We start from the raw sequence: 25,828 nt of genomic DNA, 5'->3' as shown, positions 1-25,828 counted from the left end.
AAATTTATTTTTTTATGGATTTAATTATCAAATATTTTCCCCAATTATCGGATGTTCAAATGCAACAATTTGAAGCATTACAAGAAATATATGAAGATTGGAACTCAAAAATAAATGTTATTTCTAGAAAAGATATTGAATCACTTTATTTAAAGCATGTTTTGCATTCATTAGCCATAGCAAATGTGGTAAAATTTAAGCCTAATGCAAAAATTCTTGATGTGGGTACAGGCGGTGGTTTTCCAGGTATACCTTTGGCTATTTTATTCCCTAAAGTACAGTTTCATTTGGTCGATAGTATTCAAAAGAAAATAAAAGTTGTTAAGGCTGTCACTGAAACACTTAAATTAAAAAATATCATGGCTGAGCATCTTCGGGCTGAGCAGGTAAATGGTCGTTTTGATTTTGTTGTAAGCCGTGCTGTAACTACAATGCCCAGTTTTGTGCCATGGGTGAAAAATAAGCTAAAAAAGAAGTACAACCATCCGCTTCCAAACGGTATTTTATATTTGAAGGGCGGGGATCTTATTGAAGAGCTGTCCACTTATCCCAAGGCTACAATTCATCCGATTAGTTCATTTTTTGAAGAAGAATTTTTTGATACTAAAAAGGTGGTTTATTTACCCCTTTAGTTTACAATTCACATTAACTTAAAACGCCATGGTTACACTTGCAGTTAGCCCAGTAGCTTCTGGCACAAATCGACACACCCCACCAACACATAGCAAACCTGCACGCTGTCTTCCATAGTTTAGACCGACCCTTGTAGCTCCCTTGGTGAAACTTCCGCCCGCATTGTAATAATGGGTTTTGTCTGTTGAGGAATCATCTCCACCGTTGTATATGTCGTTGATGTATAAAGAGAATTTTGAATTAAAATTAAACTCAAATGTTCCTCCAACCCAATTATGATCTTTTGAGTCTGACCATAATTTCTGTGCTTCTATTCTAATAGATTTTCCATTCCTTAGTTTGTGCGTTGACTCAATAACACCAATGTTTGTCACGATGGGTTTTGCCCCAAAATTACCTTCAATGTATTTTTTATTATAATATTGATTCACAAAGTAAAAGATTGACCGCCATTTTGAACTCCATTTTTTTCTGACCTCTAAACTTATATCTGAAAAATATTTATCGCCAAATCCGAACGCTTCTGTATTATAATCTTGATTTGCATAATCAAAATCTCCTTTTAAACCAGCCCAATATGAAGCATTAAAAGCAATTTTAGCACCATATTTCCCACCTAATACGGTTTCTTTTGCAATATTGTAAAACAAGTCTAGTTGACCTCCAATCTCACCTGCCTTCAACAATCCTGGGTCTAAAAAGGATACAGATGACTGCGCTTGATAAACAAAAATATTTGTCAAAAGATAATCGTGTTGTTTTGTAAGTCCTGGTGTGTAGTTGATGACATTTTCAAAGAAAACATTTCCTGAGGTTTCTCTATCTGAATAAAAACTCATGTTTTCCAAACGCCTGAACGTTGCATCTATCCCAAGTCCTTTTTGAGAATAACCAGCATTAAATAAAAAACCACTTCCCGGCTTAATGAATTGGTTAGATATTTGATTTGCTTGTACAATTGCGTCATTACTTTTTGAAACATACTCCGCACTAGAGTAAAATTTTCTGTAGCTAAAATCCAATCTTCCAGAATAAGCATTTGTTAAAGCTTTGAAATTGGGTGCATCCAAATTTACTTTTTGTTCTCTCCCTACATAACTAAGTCCTATGCTCAATGCTGTATTATTCCATTCAAAAATAGATTCTAATTCAAATTCAGAATTAAAACCAAATATTACACCATCGGAAGTTTCAAAACCGACGCGTTGTTTCCCGTAAAGAGCAGTCAAATCAGCAACATCTAAGAGTCTGTAGTTTATTTTGCCACCAAACAAAGCGTTATTTATACCCAGTTGTCGATCTTCCCAATTTCGTAAAATCATCCCACTTCCAAACTGTTCATAAAAATGGCCAACAGTAGCGTTTAGTTTTGCGGTTCTATATGTTAGCGAGTATGTACCTAAATTTGTACCCTTTAAGTTTGGGGAGTAGTTTAATAATGCAAAAGGTTCATATGACTCAATTTGGACTGAAGCTGTAAATTTTGAAAGAAAATTGTAATCAAATTTAAGGTAATTGTTTAGCCTTAAATGCTTGTCTTTATCATTGTTGATTTCGTCATTGAATGCTCCAGTTTTTTTATCATCATTGTACCAGGCAGAATTGCTTTCAAGTCCGATGCTCAGACCATCGAAGATTTGACTGTGAATTGTTGATGAGGTTAATGCTAGAATAAAAAATAGTATAATTTTTTTCAAAAGGAATAATTTAAGTTAATTGGAATTTTCTTTAATAATTTCAAAAAGTTCATCTTCAATCCCCGGGGTATACCCTGTTCGACGATGAATGATTTTATTGTTTTTTAGGACCAAAGTGTGGGGTAGTGTTGTAATGTTGAGCGCACGTTTTAAGTTTTGATTATCATCATAAAGTACTAAATATTCCCAACCTTTTCCATTTACTAGAGGGCGAATTCGTTTTTTTGTTCTTGTGTCATCCGTTGCAATTGCTATCAAGTTGACTCCGGTTTCGTCCTTCCATTCGTCGTATACTTCAGCAATAGCATCAAGTTCGTTGATGCATGGAACACACCATGTTGCCCAAAAACTAAGAACGGTTATATTCTTTTCGCTAATTTTATTTAGTTTAACTACAGACCCATCTAAATCTCTTAGGCTTGCAGATGGAAGTTCTTGAGCGCCTGAAAAAAAGCCAATTGTAACTAGAAAAATTATAAGTTTGTTAAGCATAATTTAGAAAATATTTAGTTTTTTTAAAAAATTTAGTCACTAATATACTATTTTTGCTTCCAGTTTAAAATTATATCAAATGAAAAATTATTTGTTTTTTTCTTTCTTTACTCTATTTGCTTTAGCTTCTTGTGGTGGTGATGAATCAACTGGCTCATCAAGCAATGTAACAAATATTGCCTCTATTTTTATAAGTGCAGATTTATCTCAAATAGAGATAGCAGATACAACCACTTTTTCCGCAGTATCTAACTCAGGTGTTGATATTACAAATGATGTTACATTTTCTGTTGATGGTAACCCTATCTCAGGAAATTCTCATACATTTCAAGAAGAAGGACTTTTTAGCATTACTGCTTCTTATGAAAACATAATTAGCAATACAATAACAATAAATGTGTCAGTACCGCTTTCGAGTATCACTTTAAGTTCAAACTCTAATTCCTATTTTCTTGGAGATATAGTTGAGTTTCAGGTAACTGGAAACAATGGCGAAAATCTAACGAACCAAGCTACAATTTCTATGATCGGAAGTAGCGATTTATCAGGAAATCAATACACAACTACAGCTGAAGGGGTATTCAGTTTTACTGCCACTTATGATAGTTTTACATCTCCTGAATATGAAATTACTGTTTTACCAGCACCAACAAAATTTGAACAAAATGTTTTAATTGAGGATTACACAGGAACGTGGTGTGGATATTGTCCTCGTATTTCGTATGCCATTGATTTGGTAAAAGAACAAACCTCAAATGCAGTAGTGGTAGCTATCCACAGAGGAAGTACAGACCCTGGAAATTCTTCCTATGACCCTTACAATTTTTCGGCTGGTACTTTAGAGAATTTAATTGGGCTTGGAGGTTATCCCACAGGCATGCTAAACCGTACAACAGAGTGGAATTCTCCTGAGCCAAATTATATTTCACAGGTTTTAAATTTAACTACTAGTCAGTCGGATGTTGGCTTAGCGCTTAATCCCACTTTGAATGCTAACACAATGAACATAGATGTAAGCGTTAAATTTGGAGGGCAATTTTCAGCTTCTAACGCAAAACTTGTTGTTTATGTTTTGGAAGATGGTTTAGAATTTAATCAAACAAATTATACCAGCTATTATGGCGGTGGAAATGTTATCGCCAACTTTGAACACAATCATGTTTTGAGAGCTTCGCTAACTAGCTTGTTAGGCGATCAAATCCCATCATCAGAGTATTCTGCAGATAATGTTTATCAAGTGAATTTTAATGTTGCAGTTCCTTCAAATGTCTCAAGTACTGATAAAATGTCTGTTGTAGCCGTTGTGATTAATGGCAGTAGCAATGCAGCTATCAACGTCAGAGGAGCTGACTTTGGTGATACCCAAACATTCGAAGAGCTATAGAGATACTTATTAATATTAGTAATAAAAAACCACTCTGAAAAGAGTGGTTTTTTTTGTAGTAAAGTTTTTTAGTCCAAAAAAGGATATCTGTAATCTTTTGGGGAGACAAAAGTTTCTTTTATCATCCGTGGAGAAACCCAGCGCAATAGGTTTTGCGCAGAGCCCGCTTTGTCATTGGTTCCAGACGCTCTGGCACCACCAAAAGGTTGCTGACCAACTACAGCACCGGTAGGTTTATCATTGATATAAAAATTTCCTGCAGCATTTACTAAAGCTTCGGTAGCATGGTTTGCAGCATAGCGATCAGTTGAAAAAATAGCACCAGTTAGGGCGTATTCGCTTGTGTTATCAATAAGTTTTAGCGTTTGACTATAGTTTTCGTCTTTATAAATATAAATTGTAATAACTGGGCCGAATAGTTCCAAACTCATCGTTTCATAATCTGGGTTGGTTGTCAAAATGACTGTTGGTTCAATAAAATATCCTTTGCTTTTATCGTATCCACCACCGGCAATTATGTCTGCCTCGGAACTCTCTTTTGCGGCATCAATATAACTGGCGATTTTATCAAAAGAGCCCTCATGAATAACTGCCGTAACAAAGTTGGATAAATCTTCTGGACTACCCATTTGAATTGAAGCGATGTCTTCTAAAAGATGAGATTTTACTTTAGCCCAAATACTTTCAGGAATGTATGCCCGAGATGCTGCACTGCATTTCTGACCTTGAAATTCAAATGCTCCTCTAACAATTCCTGTTGCAACTTGTTTTGGATTGGCGGATTGGTGGGCGATAATAAAATCTTTACCCCCAGTCTCACCTACAATTCTTGGGTAAGTTTTGTAATTGTGAATATTGGTTCCAATTTGTTTCCACAGCTCTTTAAATACAAATGTAGATCCCGTAAAGTGTAAGCCTGAAAAATCTGGACTGGACAAAACTGTATTTGTAATCATCACAGGGTCGCCAAAAACAACATTGATGACTCCTGGAGGCACACCAGCTTCATTGAAAACATCCATGATAACCTTGGCTGAATAGACTTGACTATCGCTAGGTTTCCAAACCACTACATTGCCCATGAGTGCCATGCAAGCTGGAAGGTTTCCGGCTATGGCAGTAAAGTTAAATGGTGTTACAGCATATGTGAACCCTTCCAAAGGGCGGTATTCTATACGGTTCCAAGCATCGTTTGTACTTTGGGGTTGATCTGCATAAATTTCTGTCATAAACTGCACATTGAACCTTAAAAAATCTATAAATTCACAAGCAGCATCAATTTCAGCTTGGTGTGCTGTTTTGGATTGCGCCATCATAGTCGCAGCATTGATCTTTGCTCTGTACGGTCCAGCAATGAGTTCAGCAGCGCGAAGAAAAATTCCAGCGCGGTGCTCCCAAGGCAAATTAGCCCATGTTTTCCGTGCTTCTAAAGCTGTAGCAATGGCTTGCTCGACATGAGTTTGATTTGCCGTGTGGTATGAGCCAACAATATGCTGGTGGTCGTGCGGCGGACTCATCGTTTGCGTTGCCCCTGTCTTTATGTGTTTGCCATTAATATATAGCGGTACTTCAATCTTTGATTGGTACATTGTCTTATATGCGCTCAAAACGTTTTTGCGTTCTGTGGAGCCGGGTGCATATGATAAAACAGCTTCGTTTTTGGCAACAGGTACCTTAAAAAATCCTTTTCCCATGGTATTGTGTTTTTGTAAAAAAATTAGACATTAAAATTACAATTAATGGTTGAATTTTACGTACAATTATTAATTAATTTTGCGCGAATTCCGTACAAAGTTTAAAGGTTGGAATCTTTGCTTTGAATTTTTTTTGATCCATGAGGTCGATCATAGAATACAGTCCTTTCATTGACCCAAAAGGCGATTTTAGAGTACAACCCGAACTGTAGTTGTAAGATTCGCTGGGTTGAATGATTGGTTGTTCTCCAACCACTCCATCTCCTTCAATACTTTCTCTGAAATTTAGGGCATCGTTTATGTACCAAACACGTGATAGCAATTGTACTGGGCTTTGACGTTCATTACTAATGCTCACTTCGTAGCTAAAAGCAAAATGAATAATCTCTTCTTTGTAAAAAGTGCCTTCAAATTGTGTTCGAACCGAAATTTTTATACCATTGGAGATTTGTTGTACCATATCAGGGGTTGTTTTTAATTTGTGATTTGAACAGAGTTGGCTTCGCCTAGCCCTATAATTTTGTCGTAGCGTGCGCCTAAATCTCTGTAATAAACGATCACTTTATAATTGTTTTCTGTTTCATCAAAATTGCCACTAATCCTCCCCTCGCTAAGAGTGTCGTTTTGGTCTACAACAACATATTTGTAATTGTAAAAGCCTTGTTTCATGAGCATGGACAGTTCGTAAACATTTTTTTTGGTATTGTAAACCATTTTGTTTTCATCGCTAATGCTGAAGTTGTTGAAGCCTCCATAAACATACACTGACTCATTGGTGAATTCGTTAGTTAACAAAGAGAAATGTACATAAGTGTAATCGGCTTCAATACTTGGGTCGTCACGATCTAATACAGTGATTTTAAATCCTCCATTGATGTCCGGATTGAAGGTGTATTTTCGTCTGCTTCTGTCAATATCTGTGTAGAGATAACTGTGGTACAGATCTTGCAAATCAATATATTGCACCCCTAAGTTAGCACTTCGAACCTCTTTGTTTTCAAAAAAAAGATACTCATTGCCACCCCAAAATAAAGAGGCCTCGTTATACCTGTAGACCAATTCGTTACCTAGTACGTATTGGGGTTTTAAGTCGTAAATAGCAGTTTTTAGATTATTGTTTTGCACAACAACAGTCTTAACGGTTTGCGCAGGGTTATTTAAGTTTATTGTATTTGCTTTTATGCTAAAATCTATTGATTGAGCTTCATTTATCATCGCTACATTTCTGGATCTTTTGACTTGAACCCCAACACCAACTTGTTCTTCTTTAACCATAAATTTTCGATTAAAAACTAAAGTATCATTTTCGTCAAAAATTTTTATTAGGTAATTGCCTGAAACTTTTAGACGCGTTTGTGGGTTTGGAATTTGTAGTCTGTAATGCGAATAAATTTGATAGGTATTAAAAGAATTTTCGTAATCAATTATTCTGAGATTGTCCATTCCGCTGAGGTATTCAGCCTTCATCAAAGGTGATGGTGTCCAATCGTAATCGAAGTGTTCAATGACATAATAAAAATCTTCCTCCAAATTGTTGAGTACATCAAACTCCAAAAAGATGCGTTCATTTAGATTTATGATTGGAAGCATCGCATAATCTTTTTGTCCGCCAAATGTTATGGTTTTAATGTCTTGTGGCGGATCTACTTCTTTGATTTGCCCAAAAGACAAAGTCGATAAATTTATCAAAAAACTACAAAGTAAAAGTGTTTGATGTGATTTGAGCATAAACAAAATTTTGATAGTAAATATAAGTAAAAATTGCCGCTTATATAAAATACTAATTTTAACAAAAAAATCCATTTAATTGTTGTGACAAATGCAGTTTTAATTTGTAAATTTGCTCGATTTTTAGATACAAATTTCAATACCAAAAACATATGTCAAACGACATTCGAATTAAAAAAGGTCTCGATATCAAATTAGTGGGAGCAGCGGCGCTAAGTAAAACGAGCGCTATCAAAAGCAACTTCTACACGATTCGACCTGAAGACTTCCACGGTGTAACACCAAAATTATTAGTCAAAATGGGACAAAAGATTAAAGCTGGTGAAGCTTTATTTTTTGATAAATCCAACGAAGATATCAAATTCGTCTCTCCTGTTTCTGGTGAGATTATTGAAATTTCACGTGGTGAAAAACGCCGTATTTTGGAAGTTAAAATCAAAGCTGACAAAACATTGGTTTTTCAAGAACACGATAAATTAAAGTTAAGCAGTGTTAAAGCCGAACAAATTAAGGCTACTTTGCTCGCCTCGGGCTGTTGGCCATTTATCAAACAGCGTCCATACGCTATAATTGCAGACCCTAACCGAGAACCAAAAGCCATTTTTGTTTCCGCTCACGCAACAGCACCACTAGCTGCAGATTATAATTTTACGCTTAAAGGTAAGGAAGCTGAATTGCAGGTTGCGGTAACTGCCTTGTCAAAATTGACAAAAGGGAAAGTACACGTAGGGGTTTCAAAAGATGCACACTCACCTTTCACCAATTTAGAGGACATAGCAATACATAGAATTTCTGGACCGCATCCCTCAGGAAATGTCGGAACGCTTATCAATAAAATTGATCCAATAAACAAGGGCGAAACGGTTTGGACCGTTACCCCGCAAGATTTAGTTATTATTGGTGAGCTTTTATTGACAGGTAAATTTAACGCCGAACGCCTAGTGGCTTTGGTAGGCTCACAAATTGAACAGCCACGCTATTTGACAACTAGAATAGGAAGTGAGATAGCAACTATGATTTATGATCGAGGAATACCAAAAGATGCACACGCACGAATTATTTCTGGGAATGTATTGTCTGGGAAAGAGATTAAACCCGATGGTTATTTAGATTACTACAGTGATGTAATTTCGGTAATACCGGAAGGAGATGACTATGAATTTTTTGGATGGAACAAACCAGTATTTGATAAAGTTTCTACCTCTCGCGCGTTGACTTTTTCATGGTTAACTCCCAATAAAAAATACGACCTCACCACTAACACTAATGGTGAACATAGAGCTTTTGTATTGACAGGTTCTTATGAAGAGGTGTTTCCTTTGGACATATTTCCAATGCAAATTCTAAAAGCATGTATGTACAAAGATCTTGATGAGATGGAGGCCTTAGGAATGTATGAAGTTGCACCTGAAGATTTTGCACTTACTGAGTTTGTTTGTGTATCTAAGCAACCACACCAAAAGATAATAAGAGAAGGATTAGATTTAATGATTAAAGAAATTGGATAACTATTCATTTCAAAGTAAAATGAAAAACACAAATTAAATGGGTTTAAAATCAAACTTACACAATCTTAAAGAAAAATATAAAGGGACAAAAATGGCACCCGCTTTTAATGCCATTCATACGTTTTTGTATCTCCCCAATGAAACCACGCACAACGGTACACATATTAAAGCTGCCGATGATTTGAAGCGTACAATGAATACGGTGATCATGGCCATGGTGCCTTGCCTCATCTTTGGTATGTTCAACGCTGGCTATCAACATTATCTGGCCTTGGGAGCTATAGATGCTGCGCATGGGTTTTTAGGCTCAACCTTTTGGACTTGGGACAATTTGGTCATTGGGATTTGGAAAGTATTGCCATTGGTAGTTGTTTCTTACGGCGTCGGTCTGCTCATAGAATTCATATTTGCTGTCATCAAAGGACACGAAGTTGAAGAGGGTTATTTGGTAACAGGTATGCTTGTACCACTGATCGTTCCGGTTGATCTCCCACTGTGGATGTTGGCTGTAGCTGTAGCATTTGGCGTTGTTATAGGAAAGGAAGTTTTTGGTGGTACAGGGATGAACATTTTGAATCCTGCCCTAACCATTCGTGCTTTCTTATTTTTTGCTTATCCGACCTGGATGAGTGGGGATAAAGTTTGGGTTCATGGTGCTGTTGAACGTGCTGGCACTGCCGACGCTATTTCTGGTGAAACAATTTTAGGGAGTTATGCTCAAAGCCAGGATGTAGTATACAATTACGCTGATATGTTTTTTGGTCTTATACCTGGTTCTATTGGAGAAACTTCAAAATTATTAATCATTTTTGGTGCTCTTTTTCTAATTTTTACCAAAGTAGGAAGTTGGCGAATTATTCTAAGTACTATTATTGGTGCTCTTGTTATGGGTCTAATTTTCAATGGTGTAGTTGATGCTGGAATCATAACTTCAACTAGCAAATTCTATGGATTAATGAGTGTTCCTTTTTGGCAGCATCTTATCATTGGAAGTATCCTTTTTGGTGCCGTTTACATGGCTACGGACCCCGTAACCGCGGCACAAACCAACAAAGGGAAATGGATTTATGGTTTTTTAATCGGTTTTATATCGATTATGATCCGTGTTTTCAATCCAGCTTATCCTGAAGGCGTATTTTTAGCCATTTTATTAATGAATGTTTTTGCGCCTACAATTGACCATTATGTAGTCCAAGGAAATGTCAAGAAACGTTTGAAACGAGTTAAAGTCAAAACAGCATAATTATGAGTAATAATACAGATAGTAATAAATATACGATCCTTTTTGCCATTGGAATGGTAGTTGTTGTTGGATCTCTGCTCGCTTTTACAGCATCGTCGTTGAAACCTAATATTGTAGAGAATGAGCGCATGGAAAAGCAGCAAAACATACTCTATGCAATGGGTGTCAATGAAAATGGTGCGACCGATATTGTTTTTGTTGGAACTGATAAAGTTGCCGATGAATTTTCTAAATACATTGCAAAACAACTTATTGTCGATGCAAGCGGAAACGCTGTAGAAAACAATGAGGCTTATCTTATCGATGTAAAAAAAGAACAAGCAAAAGCAAAAAATGGGCAAAAAAGAGATTTACCTTTATTTGTTGGACAAAAAGCAGGACAAACATATTACATAGCACCAATCCGAGGGAAAGGCCTTTGGGACGCAATATGGGGGTATGTGGCTATGGATGAGAACATGGTTATCCAAGGTGCTTATTTTGACCACAAGGGGGAAACTCCTGGACTTGGAGCAAACATTAAGCAACGCTATTTTATGGATGATTTTAATGGGGAGAAATTACTTACTGCATCTGGAGAATTCAAAGGAATTACAGTTGCTAAAGGCAATAATGACCCCAAAAATCTTATCAAAGACGATTACGAGGTTGATGCACTCGCTGGAGCAACCATTACAGGGGACGGTGTTTCAGCAATGATCAAGTCAGATTTGAAATTATATTTACCTTTTTTCAAGAACTTAAAAAATCAATACAACTAAACCATGGGACTACTTTCTAAAAAAGATGCTAAGTTGATCACGGATCCTTTAACGGACAACAACCCGATTACTATTCAAGTATTAGGTATTTGCTCAGCTTTAGCTATTACCGCAGAGCTAAAAGCATCATTAGTGATGGGAATAGCCGTTTTGTTTGTGTTAGGTATTGGTAATGTTGTAATCTCATTAATTCGAAATATTATCCCTTCTAAAATCAGAATTATTGTTCAACTTATTGTTGTAGCTTCATTGGTAATTATTGTGGACCAGGTTCTTAAAGCGTTTGCATATGAGCTTAGCAAAACATTATCTGTATTTGTAGGGTTAATCATCACTAATTGTATTATCATGGGTCGATTTGAGGCTTTTGCACTGGGAAATGGTCCCTGGAAAGCTTTTTTAGATGGCATCGGTAATGCTTTTGGATATGCTGTTATTCTTTTGATTGTTGGGTTTTTTAGAGAGCTTTTAGGCTCCGGAACTTTATTTGGAGTTCCAGTTTTGGGTGATCCTATTGAAAAAACAGGACTATATTCTACAGGATATGAAAATAATGGTTTTATGCTGATGCCTCCGATGGCCCTTATCATCGTCGGCCTTATAATTTGGGTACAGCGCAGTAGAAATGAAGCATTAATTGAAGATTAATTTTTAATAGAATTTAAACTAAACTACAATGATAGAACACATCGAATTATTTTTTAAATCAATTTTTATTGATAATATGGTGTTTGCAGTTTTCTTGGGCATGTGCTCTTATTTAGCTGTTTCAAAAAAGGTAGCTACAGCTGTGGGATTAGGAGCTGCAGTTATTTTTGTACTCGCTATAACTGTTCCACTAAACTGGTTGCTTGATCAGTATTTATTGCAGCCTGGAGCACTATCTTGGTTAGGGGAAGAATTCGCAGACTACGATTTAGGGTTCTTATCCTTCATTATGTTTATTGCTACTATTGCTACAATGGTTCAATTGGTTGAGATTATTGTTGAGAAATTTTCACCTTCATTGTATAACTCTTTAGGAATATTTTTACCACTTATTGCAGTAAACTGTGCTATTTTGGGCGGATCACTATTTATGCAATCGCGTGAAATCGAAACATTTGGGTTAGCTGTCAATTATGGTATATCATCAGGTATTGGTTGGTTTTTAGCTATTTTGGCCATAGCTTCAATACGTGAAAAAATTAGATATTCAAATGTTCCTGCCCCTTTGAGAGGTTTGGGAATTACCTTTATTGTAACTGGTTTGATGGGTATTGGTTTTCTTAGTTTTGGCGGCATGTTGACTGGTGGTGATGAAGCTCCAGCTGAGTCAGCCGAAAAGGTAGAGAAAGTCGAAGTAAAACCTATTTTAGAACAGGAAAATGAAATTGTTAACAATACTAAATCCGAAAATTAAAATGATTATTTTAGCTGCTGGAACATCCGGAACCGTTATCGCTACTGTCGTAGCATTCTTAGTGATTTCTTTACTTCTCATTAGTGTGCTTCTTTTTGTAAAACAAAAGCTATCTCCCTCGGGACCTGTTAAGATTCTAATTAATGGTGAAAGAGAAATTGAAGTATCTTCAGGGGGGACTTTATTGTCTACACTCGGAAACCAAAAAATATTTTTACCATCTGCTTGTGGAGGTGGTGGTACTTGTATACAGTGCGAATGCCATGTTTTGTCTGGTGGTGGAGAAGCATTACCTACAGAAACGCCTCACTTTTCTAGAAAAGAGTTGAAACACGGCGCACGTTTGTCTTGTCAGGTTAAGGTGAAGCAAGATATGGAAATCACCATACCAGAAGAGGTTTTTGGAATAAAGAAATGGGAAGCCACTGTAGTACGAAACTACAATGTAGCCTCTTTTATTAAGGAGTTTGTTGTTGAAATCCCAGAAGATATGGGGTACAAGGCTGGAGGGTATATTCAAATTGAAATTCCACCATGCGAGATCGATTTTGAAGGAATGGATATAACTGCGCATCCAGAAGAACACGACGATCCCAAAAAATTCCAAACCGAATGGGATAAGTTCGGATTATGGCCCCTAAAAATGAAAAATAGCGAAACTGTAGAGCGTGCATATTCTATGGCTTCTTACCCAGCAGAAGGTCGAGAAATAATGCTGAATGTTCGTATTGCTACCCCGCCATGGGATCGTTCTAAAAATGGATGGATGGATGTTAATCCTGGAGTTGCATCGTCTTATATTTTTGCTCAAAAACCTGGTGATAAAGTTACCATCTCCGGACCTTATGGTGAATTCTTCATCAATGAGAGTGAGTCAGAAATGCTGTATGTTGGTGGTGGAGCAGGAATGGCACCAATGCGCTCTCACCTTTACCACTTATTCAAAACGTTAAAAACCGGTCGTAAAGTAACATATTGGTATGGTGGTAGATCTAAAAGAGAATTGTTTTACTTAGATCATTTCCAACAATTAGAAAACGAATTTTCTAATTTCAAATTCTACCTTGCTCTTTCTGAACCGATGGAAGAGGACAATTGGAAAGTAAAAGAAAATATCGATGCACCTGGTGACGGTTTTGTTGGATTTATTCACAACTGTGTAATTGATAACTACTTGAATCATCATGAAACTCCAGAAGATATCGAACTCTACTTCTGTGGTCCCCCATTAATGAATAAAGCTGTTCAAAAAATGGGTGAAGATTTCGGAATTCCAGATGAGCACATCCGATTTGATGATTTTGGAGGATAAAATTTTATCGTTCTATTAACTAAAAAAGCTCAACACTTATGTTGAGCTTTTTGTATTTTTGTACCATGTCAAAAGCACTTTCTAAGCAAGAATTACACAACTTGGGTATGAACCATGTTGGCAAAGATTTAGAATCTAGAGGTTTTGAATTTGTTGCGATTAATAGTAAACTAAAAAAGCATCCACAGTTTGTCTGTATTGATAAAAATAATCAGTATTTCTTTGTCATTGTTCGGGTTGTTAAATTGCCGCAAAATCCAAATAATTACGACGTAGTTTGGATGGAGACCTTTAAAAAGCATGCTTTTGATAAAGATGCGAAAGTTTTGTATGCCGGGGTAGCTGTTGGTAATCCTGAAGGCGAAGATTTACCTGTCTATTTAGACAAAGAATACTTGATTGAGTACAACGGGATTCAGGTTATAGAGGCGCATATGAATTAATTTTAAATCAATGAGAAACGCAGTTTTTTTATTTCTAATAGTTTTAGTCTCTTGCCAAGACAAAGTCAAACAGCAGCGTAACTCTGGTGCTATCTTTGGCACTACATACAGTATTATTTATGACAGTACACGTAATTATCAATCTGAGTTTGATTTAATTTTTAGGGACATCAATCAATCAATGTCAACCTATATTCCGAATTCAATTATTTCAAAAGTTAATAGTAATGAAACGACAAAAATTGATTCTCAGTTTAAAACCGTATTCCAAACCTCTAAGCTTATTCATAAGACAACAAACGGCCGATTTGACCCCACTATTGGAGCCGTAGTAAATGCATGGGATTTTGGTCCTGAAGGTAAAGTAGAACAACTCGATAGTTTGAAAATAAAAGCATTGATGCAATCTGTTGGTTTAGATAAAGTGTCAATTAATGGTTTAAATATCAATAAGCCCGAAGCTACTAAAATTGATTTTAATGCTATTGCTAAGGGGTACGGGGTAGATCGAATAGCCAATTTTTTAAAACGCAGTGGTGTTGATAATTTTTTGGTGGAAATTGGAGGCGAAATCATATGTGGTGGTATAAATTCCATCAAAACAGCACCATGGAAAATAGGTGTTCAAAATCCAAATTTAGAAAGTGAGGTTCCCTATATTGATACTGTTGTCCTTAACAATGAGGCCATGGCAACATCGGGTACATACCGCAAATATAAAATTGATGAAAATGGACGGAAGTACACGCATATAATTGATACAGAATCAGGTTATCCAAGCCGAACCAATATCCTGAGTGTCTCTGTTGTAGCCAAAAGCTGTATTATTGCCGATGCGTATGCTACTGCTCTTCAAACCATGAAAGTTGAAGACTTTTCAGGATTTTTGAGTGTGCATCCCGAATTAAGAGTTTATATAATCTTCGAGGATGAAAACAAAGAATTAGCTTTTAAATCTTTTAATGGATTTTAAAACTATTGCATTACCGCCATTTGTTTTGTAGGCAAAATAGTTTTCTGGATGAAGTCCCAAAGCGATATGCGTTGTTGAAGGGCCGTCTTTGCCACTTCAAGTGCTTCACTCCATTTTTGCTCATCATTTCCACAAAGAGTTTCAACCATTTTTAGTGAAATAGGACCATGTTCATCTCCGTCGATTTCTATATGACGATTCAAATAATACAACAACTTACTGTAGCGATTATCCTCTTTATCTGTTTTTGATTGTTGAATAATTTCAAAAAACATATCAGGAATTACATCCTCACGACCAAAAGTAAAGGCCGAAGCTATACGGTGTGCTTTTCCGCTATTAATAACTTCAAAAGTAAATTTTATAAAGTCAGCTATTGCTCTATCAATTTTGTGCTTTTCTAGTGCTATTTCAATTGAATCGCCATTTTCTATGGAGGTTATAAAGGCTTTTATTTTTGAAGTATTAACCTGAATCTGATCCATAGCATCGATGTACATTTCGTAATGGCTTTTTACCTCACCTGATTCATTTACATCACTTTCTTCCCCCATTACAATTTCATTGATAAATCGCGCTGCTTCCCCGTGGCCCTTTGGTGTCCATGGTATATTACTGTTGGTCAATAAATTTTGAAGTGCTTTTAACAAAGACATAAAATCCCAAACAGCAAATACATGAATTCCCATAAATATTTTTACATCCTCAATAGTTTCGAGCGTTTTGTAGAGTGGGTGCTTATTAATCTGTGTTTTCAAATCTATAAGTTCATGTTCTATTTTTTGAATAGGTGTCATAAAATATTTAATTAAAAATTATCTTGTATATTCCAGTTCTTCATCAGTTTCTATTCCAAGGGCTTCATTAATATAAGCAAATGTGGACAGTAGTTCTGGTTTTCCATCTACCATGGCTATATTGTGTTCGAAATGTGCGCTAGGTCTATTGTCTCGAGTAGTGATGGTCCAACCGTCGCTGTGGTGTTTGATGCGTTGAGTCCCCATATTGATCATTGGTTCGATAGCAACAACCATTCCGTTAGCAAATTTTTTTCCGCGCCCACGTTTACCGTAATTAGGCATTTCAGGCTCCTCGTGCATTACGCGCCCCAATCCATGGCCTACCAATTCTCTGACAACTCCATATCCGTATGACTCACAATAATTTTGGATCGCGTAACCCACATCACCAACGCGGTTATTTTTTTTGAAGGCCTTAATGCCTTCATAAAGTGATGCTTTTGTGACTTCTAAAAGTTTTTGTGTTTCTGCTGCTATTTCACCAACGGGAAAAGTGTAGGCATGATCACCATAAAAATCATTTTTTAGGGCGCCACAATCTATAGAAATAATGTCACCTTCTTTTAGAGGTGTGTCATTTGGAATTCCGTGGACTACTTGTTCGTTAGGGCTTACACATAATGTATTTGGAAAATCATAAAGACCTAAAAAACCAGGGGTGGCTCCATGGTCTCTTATAAATGTTTCTGCTAGACTATCGAGTTGAAGTGTAGTAACACCAGGTTGAACTTCTTTAGCAAGCATCCCGAGGGTTTTTGACACGATAAGCGCACTCTCGCGAATGAGTTCAATTTCTTCAGCAGTTTTTAAATTAAGCGTCTTCATTTCAAAGCACAAAGATACTCAAAAACTTTAGTTTGATTCTTAAATTTAGCTAGATTTAAACCAGAGATTTTTGAGTCATTACAGCGGGAGGGCTAATGCCAATTAGCTTTAATATTGTTGGGGCCATATCCCCCAGAATTCCATCCTCAATTTGTTTTAAATCTTTATCAATAAGGATGATAGGGACTGGGTTTGTTGTATGTGCTGTATTAGGAGAGCCATCGGGATTTATCATGGTTTCACAATTACCGTGATCAGCAATTAAAAGTGTTGTATAATTGTGTTCCAAAGCGCTATTTACAACATCTTTTACGCATTGATCTACCGCTTCACAAGCCTTTACAGCAGCGTCCATCACACCGGTGTGTCCAACCATATCTCCATTGGCAAAGTTAAGGCAGATAAAATCTGTTTCTTCTTTTTCTAAGACAGGTATGAGTGCATCGCGTAATTCAAAGGCACTCATTTCTGGTTTGAGGTCGTAAGTAGGTACTTTTGGTGAGTTTTTTAATATGCGCTGCTCGCCATTAAAAGGTGTTTCTCTTCCCCCAGAGAAGAAAAAAGTAACATGTGGATATTTTTCTGTTTCGGCTATACGTAATTGTGTTTTTCCATGAGCCTCAAGGACTTCACCTAAAGTGTTATTTAGATTTTCTTTATTAAAAATAACATCAATATTTTTGAAGTTATCATCATAATTTGTCATGGTAACATACTTCAAATCTAAAGCATGCATATTATATTCATGGAAGTCTTTCTGGCTCAACGCCTCTGTCAGCTGCCGTCCTCGATCTGTTCTAAAATTAAAAAACAATACAACATCACCCTCTTCTATTTTCGCAACTGCTTCATTGTTCTGGTTTGTTGCGATTATTGGTTTTAGAAACTCATCAGTAATATCTTCTTCATAACTGTTCTTAATGCTTTTTGTCAAATCTTTTGAGAATTCTCCATTACCATGGACCAAAGCATCGAAAGCCAATTTTGTACGCTCCCAACGCTTGTCTCGATCCATCGCGTAGTATCGTCCCGTTACTGAGGCAAGTTGAATAGGAGAACCTTCCAGTCGTGATTCTAATTCGGTAACAAAACCAAATCCTGATTTTGGATCTACATCTCTTCCATCTGTAAAAGCATGTACGTACGCTTTGTCAATATCATTTTCCTCTAAAGTGTCAAGTAGTCCAAATAAGTGATTTATATGCGAATGCACACCCCCATCGCTCAAGAGTCCGAGCAAATGAATGGGTTTGTTTTTGGTTTTTGCATAAGCGATGGCTTGCTTTAGTACACTTTCCTCGCCTAAAGTTTTGTTGGATACAGCTAAATTGATTTTAGCTAAATCTTGATATACGATACGACCTGCTCCAAGATTCATATGCCCAACTTCACTATTGCCCATTTGTCCTTCTGGGAGTCCAACATGAAGGCCGTCAGTTCTAAGACTAGCATGTGCATAATTAGTGTATAGCCCATCAATAAATGGTGTTTTTGCGTGATCAATAGCGGATACTTTTGGGTCGGGTGAAGTTCCCCAACCATCCAAAATCATTAAAATTACTTTTTTATTCATGTCTGTTGGTTATGCCGCAAAGATAAGAAGATTTCATTTTTTAAAAAGCTGTTTTTTGGATTATATCGTCCTTTATTTAGCTTCATAATTCAAATAATTATGTTGTATTTTAGAGCTGTAAAATATTAAAAATGGAATTTAAAATTATACCTGCCGATCAAATAGCTACAGTTATTCCTTTGGTCAAAATAATGGCTAAAGACATTTTTTCAGACGCGGTACTTTTGCAGCGCTTTAAAGAAATGACTACTCAAAATTATGAGTGTGTAGGGGTTTATGTTGATCAGCAGCTGATTGCTGTAGCAGGAATGTGGTTTTGCACCCGTCATTATTCTGGCAGGAGTGTTGAAGTGGATCATGTCTGTGTTGATAACGCAATAAGAAATCAAGGAATTGGAACAAAGCTGATGGAGTGGATTCAAACCTATGTAAAGAAAAAGGGGTGCGAAACAATTGAGCTTAATACCTATATTGAAAATAGTTTATCACAGGATTTTTATTCAAGACAAGGTTTCAAAAAGTTGGGGTTCCACTATTTAAAATCTATTTAATGCTTATCGTAAATCGCTAAGATCAGAATCGGGTTCAATTTCGTATGGAGTTTTGTTTTGTTCAAAAATACGAGCATTTAAAGCACCTTTCAGAGTAATTTGCTTTCCTTGAACACTTAAAAAGCTTCCTTCTCTTAGCCCAATCACAGCTTGTTTATTGTAGCAATGAAATTCTTTAATCCTAGTTTCTCTTGTTTCGCCCATATGTTTACTATCGGGATTTGGATCTAAGTAGTGTGGATTAATATTAAAAGGAAGCACGCCCAAAGTTTCGAAGCTTTGTGGATGAACAATAGGCATATCGTTGGAAGTGCCCATGGAGATACCGCAAATATTACTTCCCGCGCTTGTTCCCAGATACGGAGTTCCGGAATCTAAGGCCACTTTTAGAGAAACGAGCAGATCATTTTTATAGAGTTGATCAACCAACACATAACTATTTCCACCTCCGACAAAAATACCCTCAGCTTGGTTAATAGCCTGTTTCGGATCTTCAAATTCGTGAAGACCAATTACATTTTTTTGTATTTTCCGGAATGCTTTTTGAACAATTTTAGTGTACTCTTCGTGACTTAATCCACCTGGGCGGGCATAAGGAATAAAAACGATAGTCTTTGTAGATTTAAAGAAATGAATCAACTCATCTAAAAGATAGTCTAAATACCCACTTCCATGGACTGTGGATGTACTGGCAATGAGAAGTTTTTTCATTTAAATGATTTTATTGGCTCAACATTTTTATCTTTTGTAAATTTATACAAAATAATAAGAATTGGTTTGACATTTTACCGCATAGTAATTATAATATCATTTTTATTTTTTTCAATTCTAAATTGGGGGCAAACGCATGATTTATCAGGCATTGTTGTTGCTGACGGTAACGTTGAAGGGATTCATGTAATTAACAAATCGGCCTATCGTTATGCCACAACCAATACGAAAGGGGAGTTTGTCATTGAGGCTAAAGCTTCAGATTCATTGTATTTTTCGTCCATACAATATACCCCAAAATTCATAGTCGTAAGTGCATCAATGATCGATCAAAATTTTATAAAAGTTTATTTAGATGATTCTGTAACGGAGCTCGATGAGGTTACCATTGGAAAAATTCTTACAGGTGATTTAAACTCTGATATAGGGAACTCTGACGCAGAACGCCCTTTGGATTTCTATGATTTGGGAATCCCAGGTTATACAGGTGTTAGAAAAACACAAGCAGAAAGCCGTGTTTATGAAGCTGATAACGGTAAAATGGTGTATTTGGGCTTTCCATTTGTCATGTTTAATTTTAATAAATTTTTGAACAAAGTCACTGGGCGTACCAAAAAACTCAAACGCGTTGCAAAGTTCGAAAAGGAAAAGAATATTTTGACCTACATAAAAGAAGTTGTGGGCCCCAAACTTTTTAAACAAGAAGATCTAGCAGAAGAATTACACGCAGAATTTTATTTCTTTTGCTCAGATGACGAGAACTTCCAATTGCGTTGTACTAACAGAAGTGATGTAGAAATTCTTCAGTATTTACAAGAAAAGTTAATCGAATTTAAGGCCAATAATTTAGCTGATAATTAGAGGAATACTTTATATATTTGTCGTATGATTTATTCTTTACCACTTTTTATAAGCAGTACCGAAATTGTTTTCATCCTTTTTATAGTGATTATGGTTTTTGGTGCTGATAAAATTCCCGATGTAGCAAAGGGTATGGGTAAGGGGATGCGTACGTTAAAAAACGCTACTAACGACATTAAGGGTGAAATACAACGCAGTGCTGAAAAGCAAGGCTTGGATGCCAGCCTTACTAAAGAAGTCAATGACGAAATCAATAAGGTAAAAGACGAGATTGAAGACTTGACAGGCTCTGTCCGTCGAAAGTTATAATTTATTTTTTTATGCTCACAGTGAGCCCATCGCGGATAGGCAGCAGTACTGTTTCTAAGCGATCATCGTCCTTAAGAAGCTGGTTGTATTCGAGAACAATTTTTGTAGACTGATCATTTTCATTTAAAGGCTCGATAACTTTTCCACTCCACAGCACATTGTCCGAAAGGAGCACTCCTCCTGGATTTAATTTTTCTATGATTTCATGAAAATAGTTGATGTAATTTGGTTTATCCGCATCTAAAAAGACCAAATCAAACTTAGTGTTTAAATTTGGAATTATTTCTAAAGCAGGGCCTAGGTGTTGATGGATTTGACTTCCATATTTAGACAAATCAAAATATTTTCTTTGGAAGTTTACTAATTCTTCATTGACATCAATTGTATGCAATACTCCATTTTTCTGCAATCCTTCAGCCAGACACAATGCAGAATATCCGGTAAACGTTCCTAATTCTAAAATTGTTTTGGGTTTGATTAACTTAGAAAGCGTACTTAATACACGTCCTTGATAATGCCCGCTGAGCATACGTGGTTGCAAGATCTTTTGATAGGTTTCTCTAGTGAGTGCTTGAAGAAGTTTTGGTTCGTCTTCAGAATGCTGAACAACATACTGGTCCAGCGCTTCGGGAATGAAGTGCATTAGCCTAAAATTTTTTGTGTTAAATCGTTTATTTTCTTTTGGTCATTTCCAAATAGCCAGCGCAATACATTATCCTCCCATATATCGTCATATTGATTTTGATCAATAATATCGCGTTCTTTGGCTAAATCTAATAGTTTTCCTGGGTACGATGACTGTGCCTCGCTTTCCATTTCGCCAAGTGGATATGGATCATCCAGTCCCATAATAATTTGATTGCTGCCCTGTCGTTTCAACATCAAATTAAAAGAATCGGTATCGTGTACAAGGGTGTCAAAATATATATTTGGATGACCAACAGCTTTACGAGGATGCGTCTTTCCGTCAAACAAGTCAGGGCGTCCATCAAACCCTTGAATACGTCTCCCAAGATTCATTTGCGCCATTTGACCACCGTGAGCAAAACATGTTCTTATGTTTGGAAAGCGTTCTTGCATACCATTGAGGGTGTAGAAATGATAGGCATCTCCACATTGTGCCAACATCCAAATCAAATGAAACCGCCAGGAGGTATTTTCGAGTTTGATCATTTTGTCTCCGTCATAGGGATGAATTTCAATGGCTAAATTGTATTTATTTGCCAATTCAAAAATAGCATCGTTTTCTCGATCAAAAACACTTCGCCATTGCCCAATACTATCCATGAAGTGAGTGGGTAAACACAAAACATTAAGGCCCAGCTCTTCAACACAGCGTTCGATTTCCCATAGCGCACCTTGAATAAATCCAGGGTGAATAACAAAGCCACAAGTGAATTTTGAGGCGTGATTTTGTTGAATTTTCGCATTAAAATCATTTTGAAACCGCAAGGCTTTTTTCATCATTTCAAGACGCAAACCATTGCCATACAACTGAGAAAGATTCAACACTACGGCATGATCAATTTTATTGTCTTCCATCCATTCTAGTTTTTCGTCAAGAAAAAAACTAGAATGTGTTACAGGTCGGCTCCATCCTTTTTGAAGCATATATCTACGTTCATCATCTACCCAAAATATCTCCTTGTCTTTCATAAACTGAGGGATTTCTTCCGGATAAGGAAGAAGATGTGAATGGCCGTTGATGCGCAGTTTTCGTTTCATGTTTATAGTTTATACGTTATTTGGTGCTTCCATTTTTGTACCGCACTTTTCACAAGTACATTTTTCTTCATCCGAATAAAACCGCTTAAAAATAGCTGGCATATCAGTTTCAATATTTTTTAGTGTAAAAGGTTCTCTATACAATTGATGATGACAAGACGTGCAGTACCATTCCAAAGCGTCTTCCATGTCTTTGGCTCTGGGGTATTCAATCACAAGACCAACAGTATTGGCTCCGCGTTGTGGAGAGTGCGGAACTTTTGCAGGTAACAAATAAATATCCCCTTCCTTAATATGTACATCTTTAGCTATACCTTTATCTATTATTTTTAAAATTATGTCGCCTTCAACTTGATAGAAAAACTCAGGTGTTTCGTTGTAATGATAATCTTTTCTGTTGTTTGGACCTCCAACAACCATGACAATAAATTCGCCATCTTTCCAGATACATTTATTGCCGACAGGTGGTTCTAGTAGAGCTCGGTTTTCTTCAATCCAAGCTTTAAAATTAAGTGGTGATACAATTTTACTCATTATTATGTGGTGTTTTATTTTTCTAAAGTTACAAAGATTTTGTTCGTCCACCATCAACAGGAATATTAACACCATTAACATAGCTTGCAGCCTCACTAGCCAAAAACACTACGGTATTGGCTGTTTCTTCCGGTTTTGCAAAGCGTTTTGCTGGCGTGTATGTTTTCATGACTTCTTCCATTTCTTCAAATGAAACCCCTGCTTTATTGGCCTTGATATTAATAATTTCGTTCAAACGTTCCGTTTCCGTAAATCCAGGCAAAACATTATTCACAGTTATACCAAATGCACCCAATTCAAAAGACAAAGTTTTACTCCAGTTCCCAACGGCATTTCTGATTGTATTGCTCACGCCAAGGCCTTCAATGGGTTCTTTTACAGAAGTTGAAATTATATTGATGATACGGCCGTATTGCTCAGATTTCATAAAAGGCACCAGCAGTTGCGCCAAGACGTGATTGCATTTGAGGTGTTGAGTAAAAGCCGATTCAAATTCCTCTAAATTAGCTTCTATGATAGCGCCACTTCTCGGCCCTCCAGTGTTATTTATCAAGATGTGGAATCCTGAATTTGAAGCTAAATATTCCAATACCTTTGATTTAAGTTGTTGGGGGTTCGAAAAATCAGCTACTATATAATCATGCTTAGCAGATTTTGGCAACTCAGATAGTACTTTTTTAAGTCTTTCTTCATTTCTAGCCACAAGTGTAATTCTTGTTCCTTCACTCGCTAAGGCCATAGCCGCAGCTCGTCCTATACCTTGGGTGCTTCCACATACAAGTGCTGATTTATTTTTTAAATTTAATTCCATAAAACCTTATTCATAGTTAATACATATATTTTTGGCTTCGGTAAAAAAGCGCAACACCTCAAAACCGCCTTCACGACCTACACCAGAATTTTTTTGACCACCAAATGGAGTGCGCAAATCGCGTTGCATCCATGTATTGACCCAAACAATACCAGTTTCTAAATGCTCAGAAAAGTGCAAGCTTCGCTTCAAATTATTGGTCCATACTGTTGCCGATAGCCCATAAGAGGTAGTGTTAGCTAGCGCCAATGCTTCTTTATCATTTTCAAAGGCCATTAGTGTAACTATCGGACCAAAAATTTCTTCTTGATTCAATATGCAATCGTTGGAAGATACCTCTATTATGGTGGGTTGCATATAATAACCGTTTTTGCCATTTTCTGTAGTAAGCTTTTCGCCTCCACACAAAATATTCATTTTTTCCTGTTTTGCTTTTTCAACGTAACTCAATACTTTTTCAAGATGATCTTCGGAAACTAAAGCGCCTAAATCACTATCTTTTTTGGAAGGTAGGCCAACTTTTAGTTGTTTAACTTTTTTAACGAAATCGGTTTTGAATTGCTCATACATACTTGCTTCTACAAATATTCGACTTCCACAGAGACAGATTTGTCCTTGGTTGGCAAAAGCTGATTTTACAGTTGTGGTGAGCATCTTATCGTAGTCACAATCAGCGAAAATAATGTTAGGGTTTTTCCCCCCTAATTCTAAAGATAATTTTTTAAATAATGGTGCGGCCGTTCGTGCTATATGTGCTCCGGTTTTGGTTCCACCCGTAAACGAAATAGCTTTGATATTGGGATGTTCCACAATTGCTTGTCCGGTACTTGAACCTAGTCCATTTACGATGTTTAGTACACCCTTTGGGAGTCCAGCTTTACTACAGAGTTCTGCTAATAAAAATGCTGTGTAGGGTGTAACTTCACTAGGTTTGGCTAGTACACAATTTCCAGCAGCCAAGGCAGGTGCTATTTTCCAAGTGAATAAATAGAGAGGTAAATTCCAAGGGGATATACAACCCACAACCCCAATTGGTTGCCTAAGCGTGAAATTGATTGATTTTGCTGCAATTTGTTCATGGCTTTCACTATAAAATTGAGTAATTGCTTGACTAAAAAATCTAAAATTAGTTGCAGCTCTGGGAATATCTACAGCTTTAGCTAGCGAAAGTGGCTTACCATTATCCATGCTTTCAGCTTTGGCAAGAACCTCTAAATTGTCTTCAATTAAATCTGCAATTTTGGCTAAAATCGCACTTCGTTTTTCCACACTTGTTTTGGACCACTCTGGAAATGCTTTTTTGGCCGCTTCATATGCAAGTTGAACATCTTCACGGTTAGAGTTTGGAAGTTTACCATAAATTTCACCTACACTGGGGTTAATTACATCGAGCCAATCTTGACTTGACGGCATGCAATAAGCTCCATTGATGTAATTTTTTATGGTCATTATTCTTGTTTTTTATACGCTACTACTTTTATCTCTACCACCAAATCGGGGTGGGGAAGTTGGTGTACCGCTACCGTAGTACGTGTAGGGCCATTTTCAGGATTAAAAAATTCTGCATAGGCTTTGTTGTAATCTGCAAAATCATTCATATTGACCAAAAATGAGGTGACATCAACCACATCGGCCAATGAAGCGCCTTCCTTTGCTAAATTTTTATCTATGTTTTGAAGCACTTCTTGTGTTTGTACTTTAGCATCTAATTTTTTGGTTCCCATGGCGTCTATGATTTCTACTCCTGCAATCGAGTTGTCTGCTCGTCTTGAACTTGTTCCCGAAACAAAAATAAAATCACCTACACGTTTTGTGTGTGGGTATGCGCCTCTTGGTGTGACTGTTTTACTCATAATCA

28 protein-coding genes are annotated in these 25,828 nt (G+C 36.7%); 13 read left to right on the top strand and 15 right to left on the bottom strand.

What is annotated here, in order from left to right; genetic code table 11:
* Window positions 1–14 precede the first annotated feature (14 nt).
* On the top strand, window positions 15–632 hold the full coding sequence (rsmG, locus tag FORMA_RS03340) for a 16S rRNA (guanine(527)-N(7))-methyltransferase RsmG (RefSeq protein WP_069674318.1): 618 nt from the start codon (window positions 15–17) through the stop codon (window positions 630–632).
* A gap of 18 nt (window positions 633–650) precedes the next feature.
* Here the strand turns inward: rsmG and FORMA_RS03335 are convergent, their stop codons facing one another.
* Together FORMA_RS03335 and FORMA_RS03330 are read right to left on the bottom strand one after the other, a co-directional pair.
* Window positions 651–2,330: a DUF6029 family protein gene (locus FORMA_RS03335; RefSeq protein ID WP_069674317.1), complete on the bottom strand. Its 1,680-nt coding sequence runs from the start codon at window positions 2,328–2,330 to the stop codon at window positions 651–653.
* 15 nt (window positions 2,331–2,345) lie between these two features.
* A complete protein-coding gene (locus FORMA_RS03330; protein WP_069674316.1) occupies window positions 2,346–2,822 on the bottom strand; it encodes a TlpA family protein disulfide reductase in 477 nt (158 codons plus the stop codon).
* 79 nt (window positions 2,823–2,901) lie between these two features.
* Here FORMA_RS03330 and FORMA_RS03325 point away from each other — a divergent pair, with 79 nt between their 5' ends.
* On the top strand, window positions 2,902–4,206 hold the full coding sequence (locus FORMA_RS03325; protein ID WP_069674315.1) for an Omp28-related outer membrane protein: 1,305 nt from the start codon (window positions 2,902–2,904) through the stop codon (window positions 4,204–4,206).
* A 68-nt stretch (window positions 4,207–4,274) separates the two neighbouring features.
* Here the strand turns inward: FORMA_RS03325 and pruA are convergent, their stop codons facing one another.
* The 3 genes from pruA to FORMA_RS03310 all read right to left on the bottom strand — a co-directional run bounded on the left by pruA (window position 4,275) and on the right by FORMA_RS03310 (window position 7,628).
* On the bottom strand, window positions 4,275–5,900 hold the full coding sequence (gene pruA / locus FORMA_RS03320; protein WP_069674314.1) for an L-glutamate gamma-semialdehyde dehydrogenase: 1,626 nt from the start codon (window positions 5,898–5,900) through the stop codon (window positions 4,275–4,277).
* A gap of 73 nt (window positions 5,901–5,973) precedes the next feature.
* Entirely contained in the window at window positions 5,974–6,360 is a 387-nt protein-coding gene (gene apaG / locus FORMA_RS03315; RefSeq protein ID WP_069674313.1) for a Co2+/Mg2+ efflux protein ApaG, read from the bottom strand.
* A 14-nt stretch (window positions 6,361–6,374) separates the two neighbouring features.
* Complete coding sequence (locus FORMA_RS03310) at window positions 6,375–7,628, bottom strand: type IX secretion system plug protein (protein ID WP_069675431.1); 1,254 nt, start codon at window positions 7,626–7,628, stop codon at window positions 6,375–6,377.
* A gap of 152 nt (window positions 7,629–7,780) precedes the next feature.
* Here FORMA_RS03310 and FORMA_RS03305 point away from each other — a divergent pair, with 152 nt between their 5' ends.
* The 8 genes from FORMA_RS03305 to FORMA_RS03270 all read left to right on the top strand — a co-directional run bounded on the left by FORMA_RS03305 (window position 7,781) and on the right by FORMA_RS03270 (window position 15,270).
* Window positions 7,781–9,136 (top strand): Na(+)-translocating NADH-quinone reductase subunit A, encoded by a 1,356-nt coding sequence (locus FORMA_RS03305; protein WP_069674312.1) that lies wholly within the window; start codon window positions 7,781–7,783, stop codon window positions 9,134–9,136.
* A gap of 37 nt (window positions 9,137–9,173) precedes the next feature.
* Complete coding sequence (locus FORMA_RS03300) at window positions 9,174–10,379, top strand: NADH:ubiquinone reductase (Na(+)-transporting) subunit B (RefSeq protein ID WP_069674311.1); 1,206 nt, start codon at window positions 9,174–9,176, stop codon at window positions 10,377–10,379.
* A 2-nt stretch (window positions 10,380–10,381) separates the two neighbouring features.
* The gene (locus FORMA_RS03295) at window positions 10,382–11,140 is read left to right on the top strand and encodes a Na(+)-translocating NADH-quinone reductase subunit C (protein ID WP_069674310.1); all 759 of its coding nucleotides are present in this window, start codon (window positions 10,382–10,384) and stop codon (window positions 11,138–11,140) included.
* A gap of 3 nt (window positions 11,141–11,143) precedes the next feature.
* Window positions 11,144–11,788 (top strand): NADH:ubiquinone reductase (Na(+)-transporting) subunit D, encoded by a 645-nt coding sequence (locus FORMA_RS03290; RefSeq protein WP_069674309.1) that lies wholly within the window; start codon window positions 11,144–11,146, stop codon window positions 11,786–11,788.
* 28 nt (window positions 11,789–11,816) lie between these two features.
* Window positions 11,817–12,542, top strand: coding sequence for an NADH:ubiquinone reductase (Na(+)-transporting) subunit E (nqrE, locus tag FORMA_RS03285; protein ID WP_069674308.1), 726 nt, complete (start codon window positions 11,817–11,819; stop codon window positions 12,540–12,542).
* Window positions 12,543–12,546: 4 nt separating this feature from the next.
* Entirely contained in the window at window positions 12,547–13,854 is a 1,308-nt protein-coding gene (gene nqrF / locus FORMA_RS03280) for an NADH:ubiquinone reductase (Na(+)-transporting) subunit F (RefSeq protein WP_069675430.1), read from the top strand.
* 65 nt (window positions 13,855–13,919) lie between these two features.
* Entirely contained in the window at window positions 13,920–14,297 is a 378-nt protein-coding gene (locus FORMA_RS03275; protein ID WP_069674307.1) for a Na(+)-translocating NADH-quinone reductase subunit F, read from the top strand.
* A 10-nt stretch (window positions 14,298–14,307) separates the two neighbouring features.
* Complete coding sequence (locus FORMA_RS03270; RefSeq protein ID WP_069674306.1) at window positions 14,308–15,270, top strand: FAD:protein FMN transferase; 963 nt, start codon at window positions 14,308–14,310, stop codon at window positions 15,268–15,270.
* Between the two features lie 2 nt (window positions 15,271–15,272).
* Here FORMA_RS03270 and FORMA_RS03265 read toward each other — a convergent pair whose 3' ends face one another.
* From FORMA_RS03265 to gpmI, 3 genes are read right to left on the bottom strand one after another with little or no spacing between them, the layout of a single operon-like run.
* Window positions 15,273–16,067: a DUF3050 domain-containing protein gene (locus tag FORMA_RS03265; protein ID WP_069674305.1), complete on the bottom strand. Its 795-nt coding sequence runs from the start codon at window positions 16,065–16,067 to the stop codon at window positions 15,273–15,275.
* An 18-nt stretch (window positions 16,068–16,085) separates the two neighbouring features.
* The gene (map, locus tag FORMA_RS03260; RefSeq protein WP_069674304.1) at window positions 16,086–16,895 is read right to left on the bottom strand and encodes a type I methionyl aminopeptidase; all 810 of its coding nucleotides are present in this window, start codon (window positions 16,893–16,895) and stop codon (window positions 16,086–16,088) included.
* Window positions 16,896–16,950: 55 nt separating this feature from the next.
* Window positions 16,951–18,468: a 2,3-bisphosphoglycerate-independent phosphoglycerate mutase gene (gpmI, locus tag FORMA_RS03255; protein WP_069674303.1), complete on the bottom strand. Its 1,518-nt coding sequence runs from the start codon at window positions 18,466–18,468 to the stop codon at window positions 16,951–16,953.
* A 131-nt stretch (window positions 18,469–18,599) separates the two neighbouring features.
* Between gpmI and FORMA_RS03250 the strand changes: the two genes are divergently transcribed.
* The gene (locus FORMA_RS03250) at window positions 18,600–19,019 is read left to right on the top strand and encodes a GNAT family N-acetyltransferase (protein WP_069674302.1); all 420 of its coding nucleotides are present in this window, start codon (window positions 18,600–18,602) and stop codon (window positions 19,017–19,019) included.
* 3 nt (window positions 19,020–19,022) lie between these two features.
* Here FORMA_RS03250 and pepE read toward each other — a convergent pair whose 3' ends face one another.
* Window positions 19,023–19,730, bottom strand: coding sequence for a dipeptidase PepE (gene pepE, locus FORMA_RS03245; RefSeq protein WP_069674301.1), 708 nt, complete (start codon window positions 19,728–19,730; stop codon window positions 19,023–19,025).
* Between the two features lie 66 nt (window positions 19,731–19,796).
* On the opposite strand from pepE, the gene FORMA_RS03240 reads away from it, so the two are divergent.
* Together FORMA_RS03240 and FORMA_RS03235 are read left to right on the top strand one after the other, a co-directional pair.
* Window positions 19,797–20,591 (top strand): hypothetical protein, encoded by a 795-nt coding sequence (locus tag FORMA_RS03240; protein ID WP_069674300.1) that lies wholly within the window; start codon window positions 19,797–19,799, stop codon window positions 20,589–20,591.
* Between the two features lie 24 nt (window positions 20,592–20,615).
* A complete protein-coding gene (locus FORMA_RS03235) occupies window positions 20,616–20,900 on the top strand; it encodes a Sec-independent protein translocase subunit TatA/TatB (RefSeq protein ID WP_069674299.1) in 285 nt (94 codons plus the stop codon).
* A 1-nt stretch (window position 20,901) separates the two neighbouring features.
* Here the strand turns inward: FORMA_RS03235 and FORMA_RS03230 are convergent, their stop codons facing one another.
* The 6 genes from FORMA_RS03230 to FORMA_RS03205 are packed head-to-tail and all read right to left on the bottom strand — an operon-like array spanning window position 20,902 to window position 25,823.
* Window positions 20,902–21,543, bottom strand: a complete 642-nt coding sequence (locus FORMA_RS03230; protein WP_069674298.1) for an O-methyltransferase — start codon at window positions 21,541–21,543, stop codon at window positions 20,902–20,904.
* Window positions 21,543–22,625 carry an amidohydrolase family protein gene (locus FORMA_RS03225; protein WP_069674297.1) on the bottom strand — a complete coding sequence of 361 codons (1,083 nt, stop codon included), beginning with the start codon at window positions 22,623–22,625 and terminating at the stop codon, window positions 21,543–21,545. Before FORMA_RS03225 ends, FORMA_RS03230 begins: the two co-directional genes overlap by 1 nt.
* 9 nt (window positions 22,626–22,634) lie before the next feature.
* Window positions 22,635–23,159 (bottom strand): 3-hydroxyanthranilate 3,4-dioxygenase, encoded by a 525-nt coding sequence (locus FORMA_RS03220; protein ID WP_069674296.1) that lies wholly within the window; start codon window positions 23,157–23,159, stop codon window positions 22,635–22,637.
* Window positions 23,160–23,187: 28 nt separating this feature from the next.
* Window positions 23,188–23,970 carry an SDR family oxidoreductase gene (locus tag FORMA_RS03215; protein WP_069674295.1) on the bottom strand — a complete coding sequence of 261 codons (783 nt, stop codon included), beginning with the start codon at window positions 23,968–23,970 and terminating at the stop codon, window positions 23,188–23,190.
* Window positions 23,971–23,976: 6 nt separating this feature from the next.
* Window positions 23,977–25,419: an aldehyde dehydrogenase gene (locus FORMA_RS03210; RefSeq protein WP_069674294.1), complete on the bottom strand. Its 1,443-nt coding sequence runs from the start codon at window positions 25,417–25,419 to the stop codon at window positions 23,977–23,979.
* Window positions 25,419–25,823, bottom strand: a complete 405-nt coding sequence (locus tag FORMA_RS03205) for a RidA family protein (protein WP_069674293.1) — start codon at window positions 25,821–25,823, stop codon at window positions 25,419–25,421. The genes FORMA_RS03210 and FORMA_RS03205 overlap by 1 nt, the downstream gene beginning before the upstream one ends.
* Window positions 25,824–25,828 lie beyond the last annotated feature (5 nt).

It is taken from the genome of Formosa sp. Hel3_A1_48, assembly GCF_001735715.1.
GTDB lineage: Bacteria > Bacteroidota > Bacteroidia > Flavobacteriales > Flavobacteriaceae > UBA3537.
Note: the sequence above shows the minus strand (reverse complement) of the source record. Positions and strands in the feature narration are given on the sequence as shown.

What these genes read in the sequence shown, in the direction of transcription:
- gpmI (WP_069674303.1), bottom strand. Translation starts at nt 18,468, where the DNA reads ATGAATAAAAAAGTAATTTTAATGATTTTGGATGGTTGGGGAACTTCA.
- FORMA_RS03330 (WP_069674316.1), bottom strand. Translation starts at nt 2,822, where the DNA reads ATGCTTAACAAACTTATAATTTTTCTAGTTACAATTGGCTTTTTTTCA.
- nqrE (WP_069674308.1), top strand. Translation starts at nt 11,817, where the DNA reads ATGATAGAACACATCGAATTATTTTTTAAATCAATTTTTATTGATAAT.
- FORMA_RS03225 (WP_069674297.1), bottom strand. Translation starts at nt 22,625, where the DNA reads ATGAAACGAAAACTGCGCATCAACGGCCATTCACATCTTCTTCCTTAT.
- pepE (WP_069674301.1), bottom strand. Translation starts at nt 19,730, where the DNA reads ATGAAAAAACTTCTCATTGCCAGTACATCCACAGTCCATGGAAGTGGG.
- apaG (WP_069674313.1), bottom strand. Translation starts at nt 6,360, where the DNA reads ATGGTACAACAAATCTCCAATGGTATAAAAATTTCGGTTCGAACACAA.
- FORMA_RS03205 (WP_069674293.1), bottom strand. Translation starts at nt 25,823, where the DNA reads ATGAGTAAAACAGTCACACCAAGAGGCGCATACCCACACACAAAACGT.
- FORMA_RS03310 (WP_069675431.1), bottom strand. Translation starts at nt 7,628, where the DNA reads ATGCTCAAATCACATCAAACACTTTTACTTTGTAGTTTTTTGATAAAT.
- FORMA_RS03305 (WP_069674312.1), top strand. Translation starts at nt 7,781, where the DNA reads ATGTCAAACGACATTCGAATTAAAAAAGGTCTCGATATCAAATTAGTG.
- pruA (WP_069674314.1), bottom strand. Translation starts at nt 5,900, where the DNA reads ATGGGAAAAGGATTTTTTAAGGTACCTGTTGCCAAAAACGAAGCTGTT.
- FORMA_RS03325 (WP_069674315.1), top strand. Translation starts at nt 2,902, where the DNA reads ATGAAAAATTATTTGTTTTTTTCTTTCTTTACTCTATTTGCTTTAGCT.
- FORMA_RS03295 (WP_069674310.1), top strand. Translation starts at nt 10,382, where the DNA reads ATGAGTAATAATACAGATAGTAATAAATATACGATCCTTTTTGCCATT.
- FORMA_RS03210 (WP_069674294.1), bottom strand. Translation starts at nt 25,419, where the DNA reads ATGACCATAAAAAATTACATCAATGGAGCTTATTGCATGCCGTCAAGT.
- FORMA_RS03215 (WP_069674295.1), bottom strand. Translation starts at nt 23,970, where the DNA reads ATGGAATTAAATTTAAAAAATAAATCAGCACTTGTATGTGGAAGCACC.
- FORMA_RS03270 (WP_069674306.1), top strand. Translation starts at nt 14,308, where the DNA reads ATGAGAAACGCAGTTTTTTTATTTCTAATAGTTTTAGTCTCTTGCCAA.
- FORMA_RS03230 (WP_069674298.1), bottom strand. Translation starts at nt 21,543, where the DNA reads ATGCACTTCATTCCCGAAGCGCTGGACCAGTATGTTGTTCAGCATTCT.
- map (WP_069674304.1), bottom strand. Translation starts at nt 16,895, where the DNA reads ATGAAGACGCTTAATTTAAAAACTGCTGAAGAAATTGAACTCATTCGC.
- FORMA_RS03265 (WP_069674305.1), bottom strand. Translation starts at nt 16,067, where the DNA reads ATGACACCTATTCAAAAAATAGAACATGAACTTATAGATTTGAAAACA.
- FORMA_RS03250 (WP_069674302.1), top strand. Translation starts at nt 18,600, where the DNA reads ATGGAATTTAAAATTATACCTGCCGATCAAATAGCTACAGTTATTCCT.
- rsmG (WP_069674318.1), top strand. Translation starts at nt 15, where the DNA reads ATGGATTTAATTATCAAATATTTTCCCCAATTATCGGATGTTCAAATG.
- FORMA_RS03290 (WP_069674309.1), top strand. Translation starts at nt 11,144, where the DNA reads ATGGGACTACTTTCTAAAAAAGATGCTAAGTTGATCACGGATCCTTTA.
- FORMA_RS03300 (WP_069674311.1), top strand. Translation starts at nt 9,174, where the DNA reads ATGGGTTTAAAATCAAACTTACACAATCTTAAAGAAAAATATAAAGGG.
- FORMA_RS03220 (WP_069674296.1), bottom strand. Translation starts at nt 23,159, where the DNA reads ATGAGTAAAATTGTATCACCACTTAATTTTAAAGCTTGGATTGAAGAA.
- FORMA_RS03275 (WP_069674307.1), top strand. Translation starts at nt 13,920, where the DNA reads ATGTCAAAAGCACTTTCTAAGCAAGAATTACACAACTTGGGTATGAAC.
- FORMA_RS03235 (WP_069674299.1), top strand. Translation starts at nt 20,616, where the DNA reads ATGATTTATTCTTTACCACTTTTTATAAGCAGTACCGAAATTGTTTTC.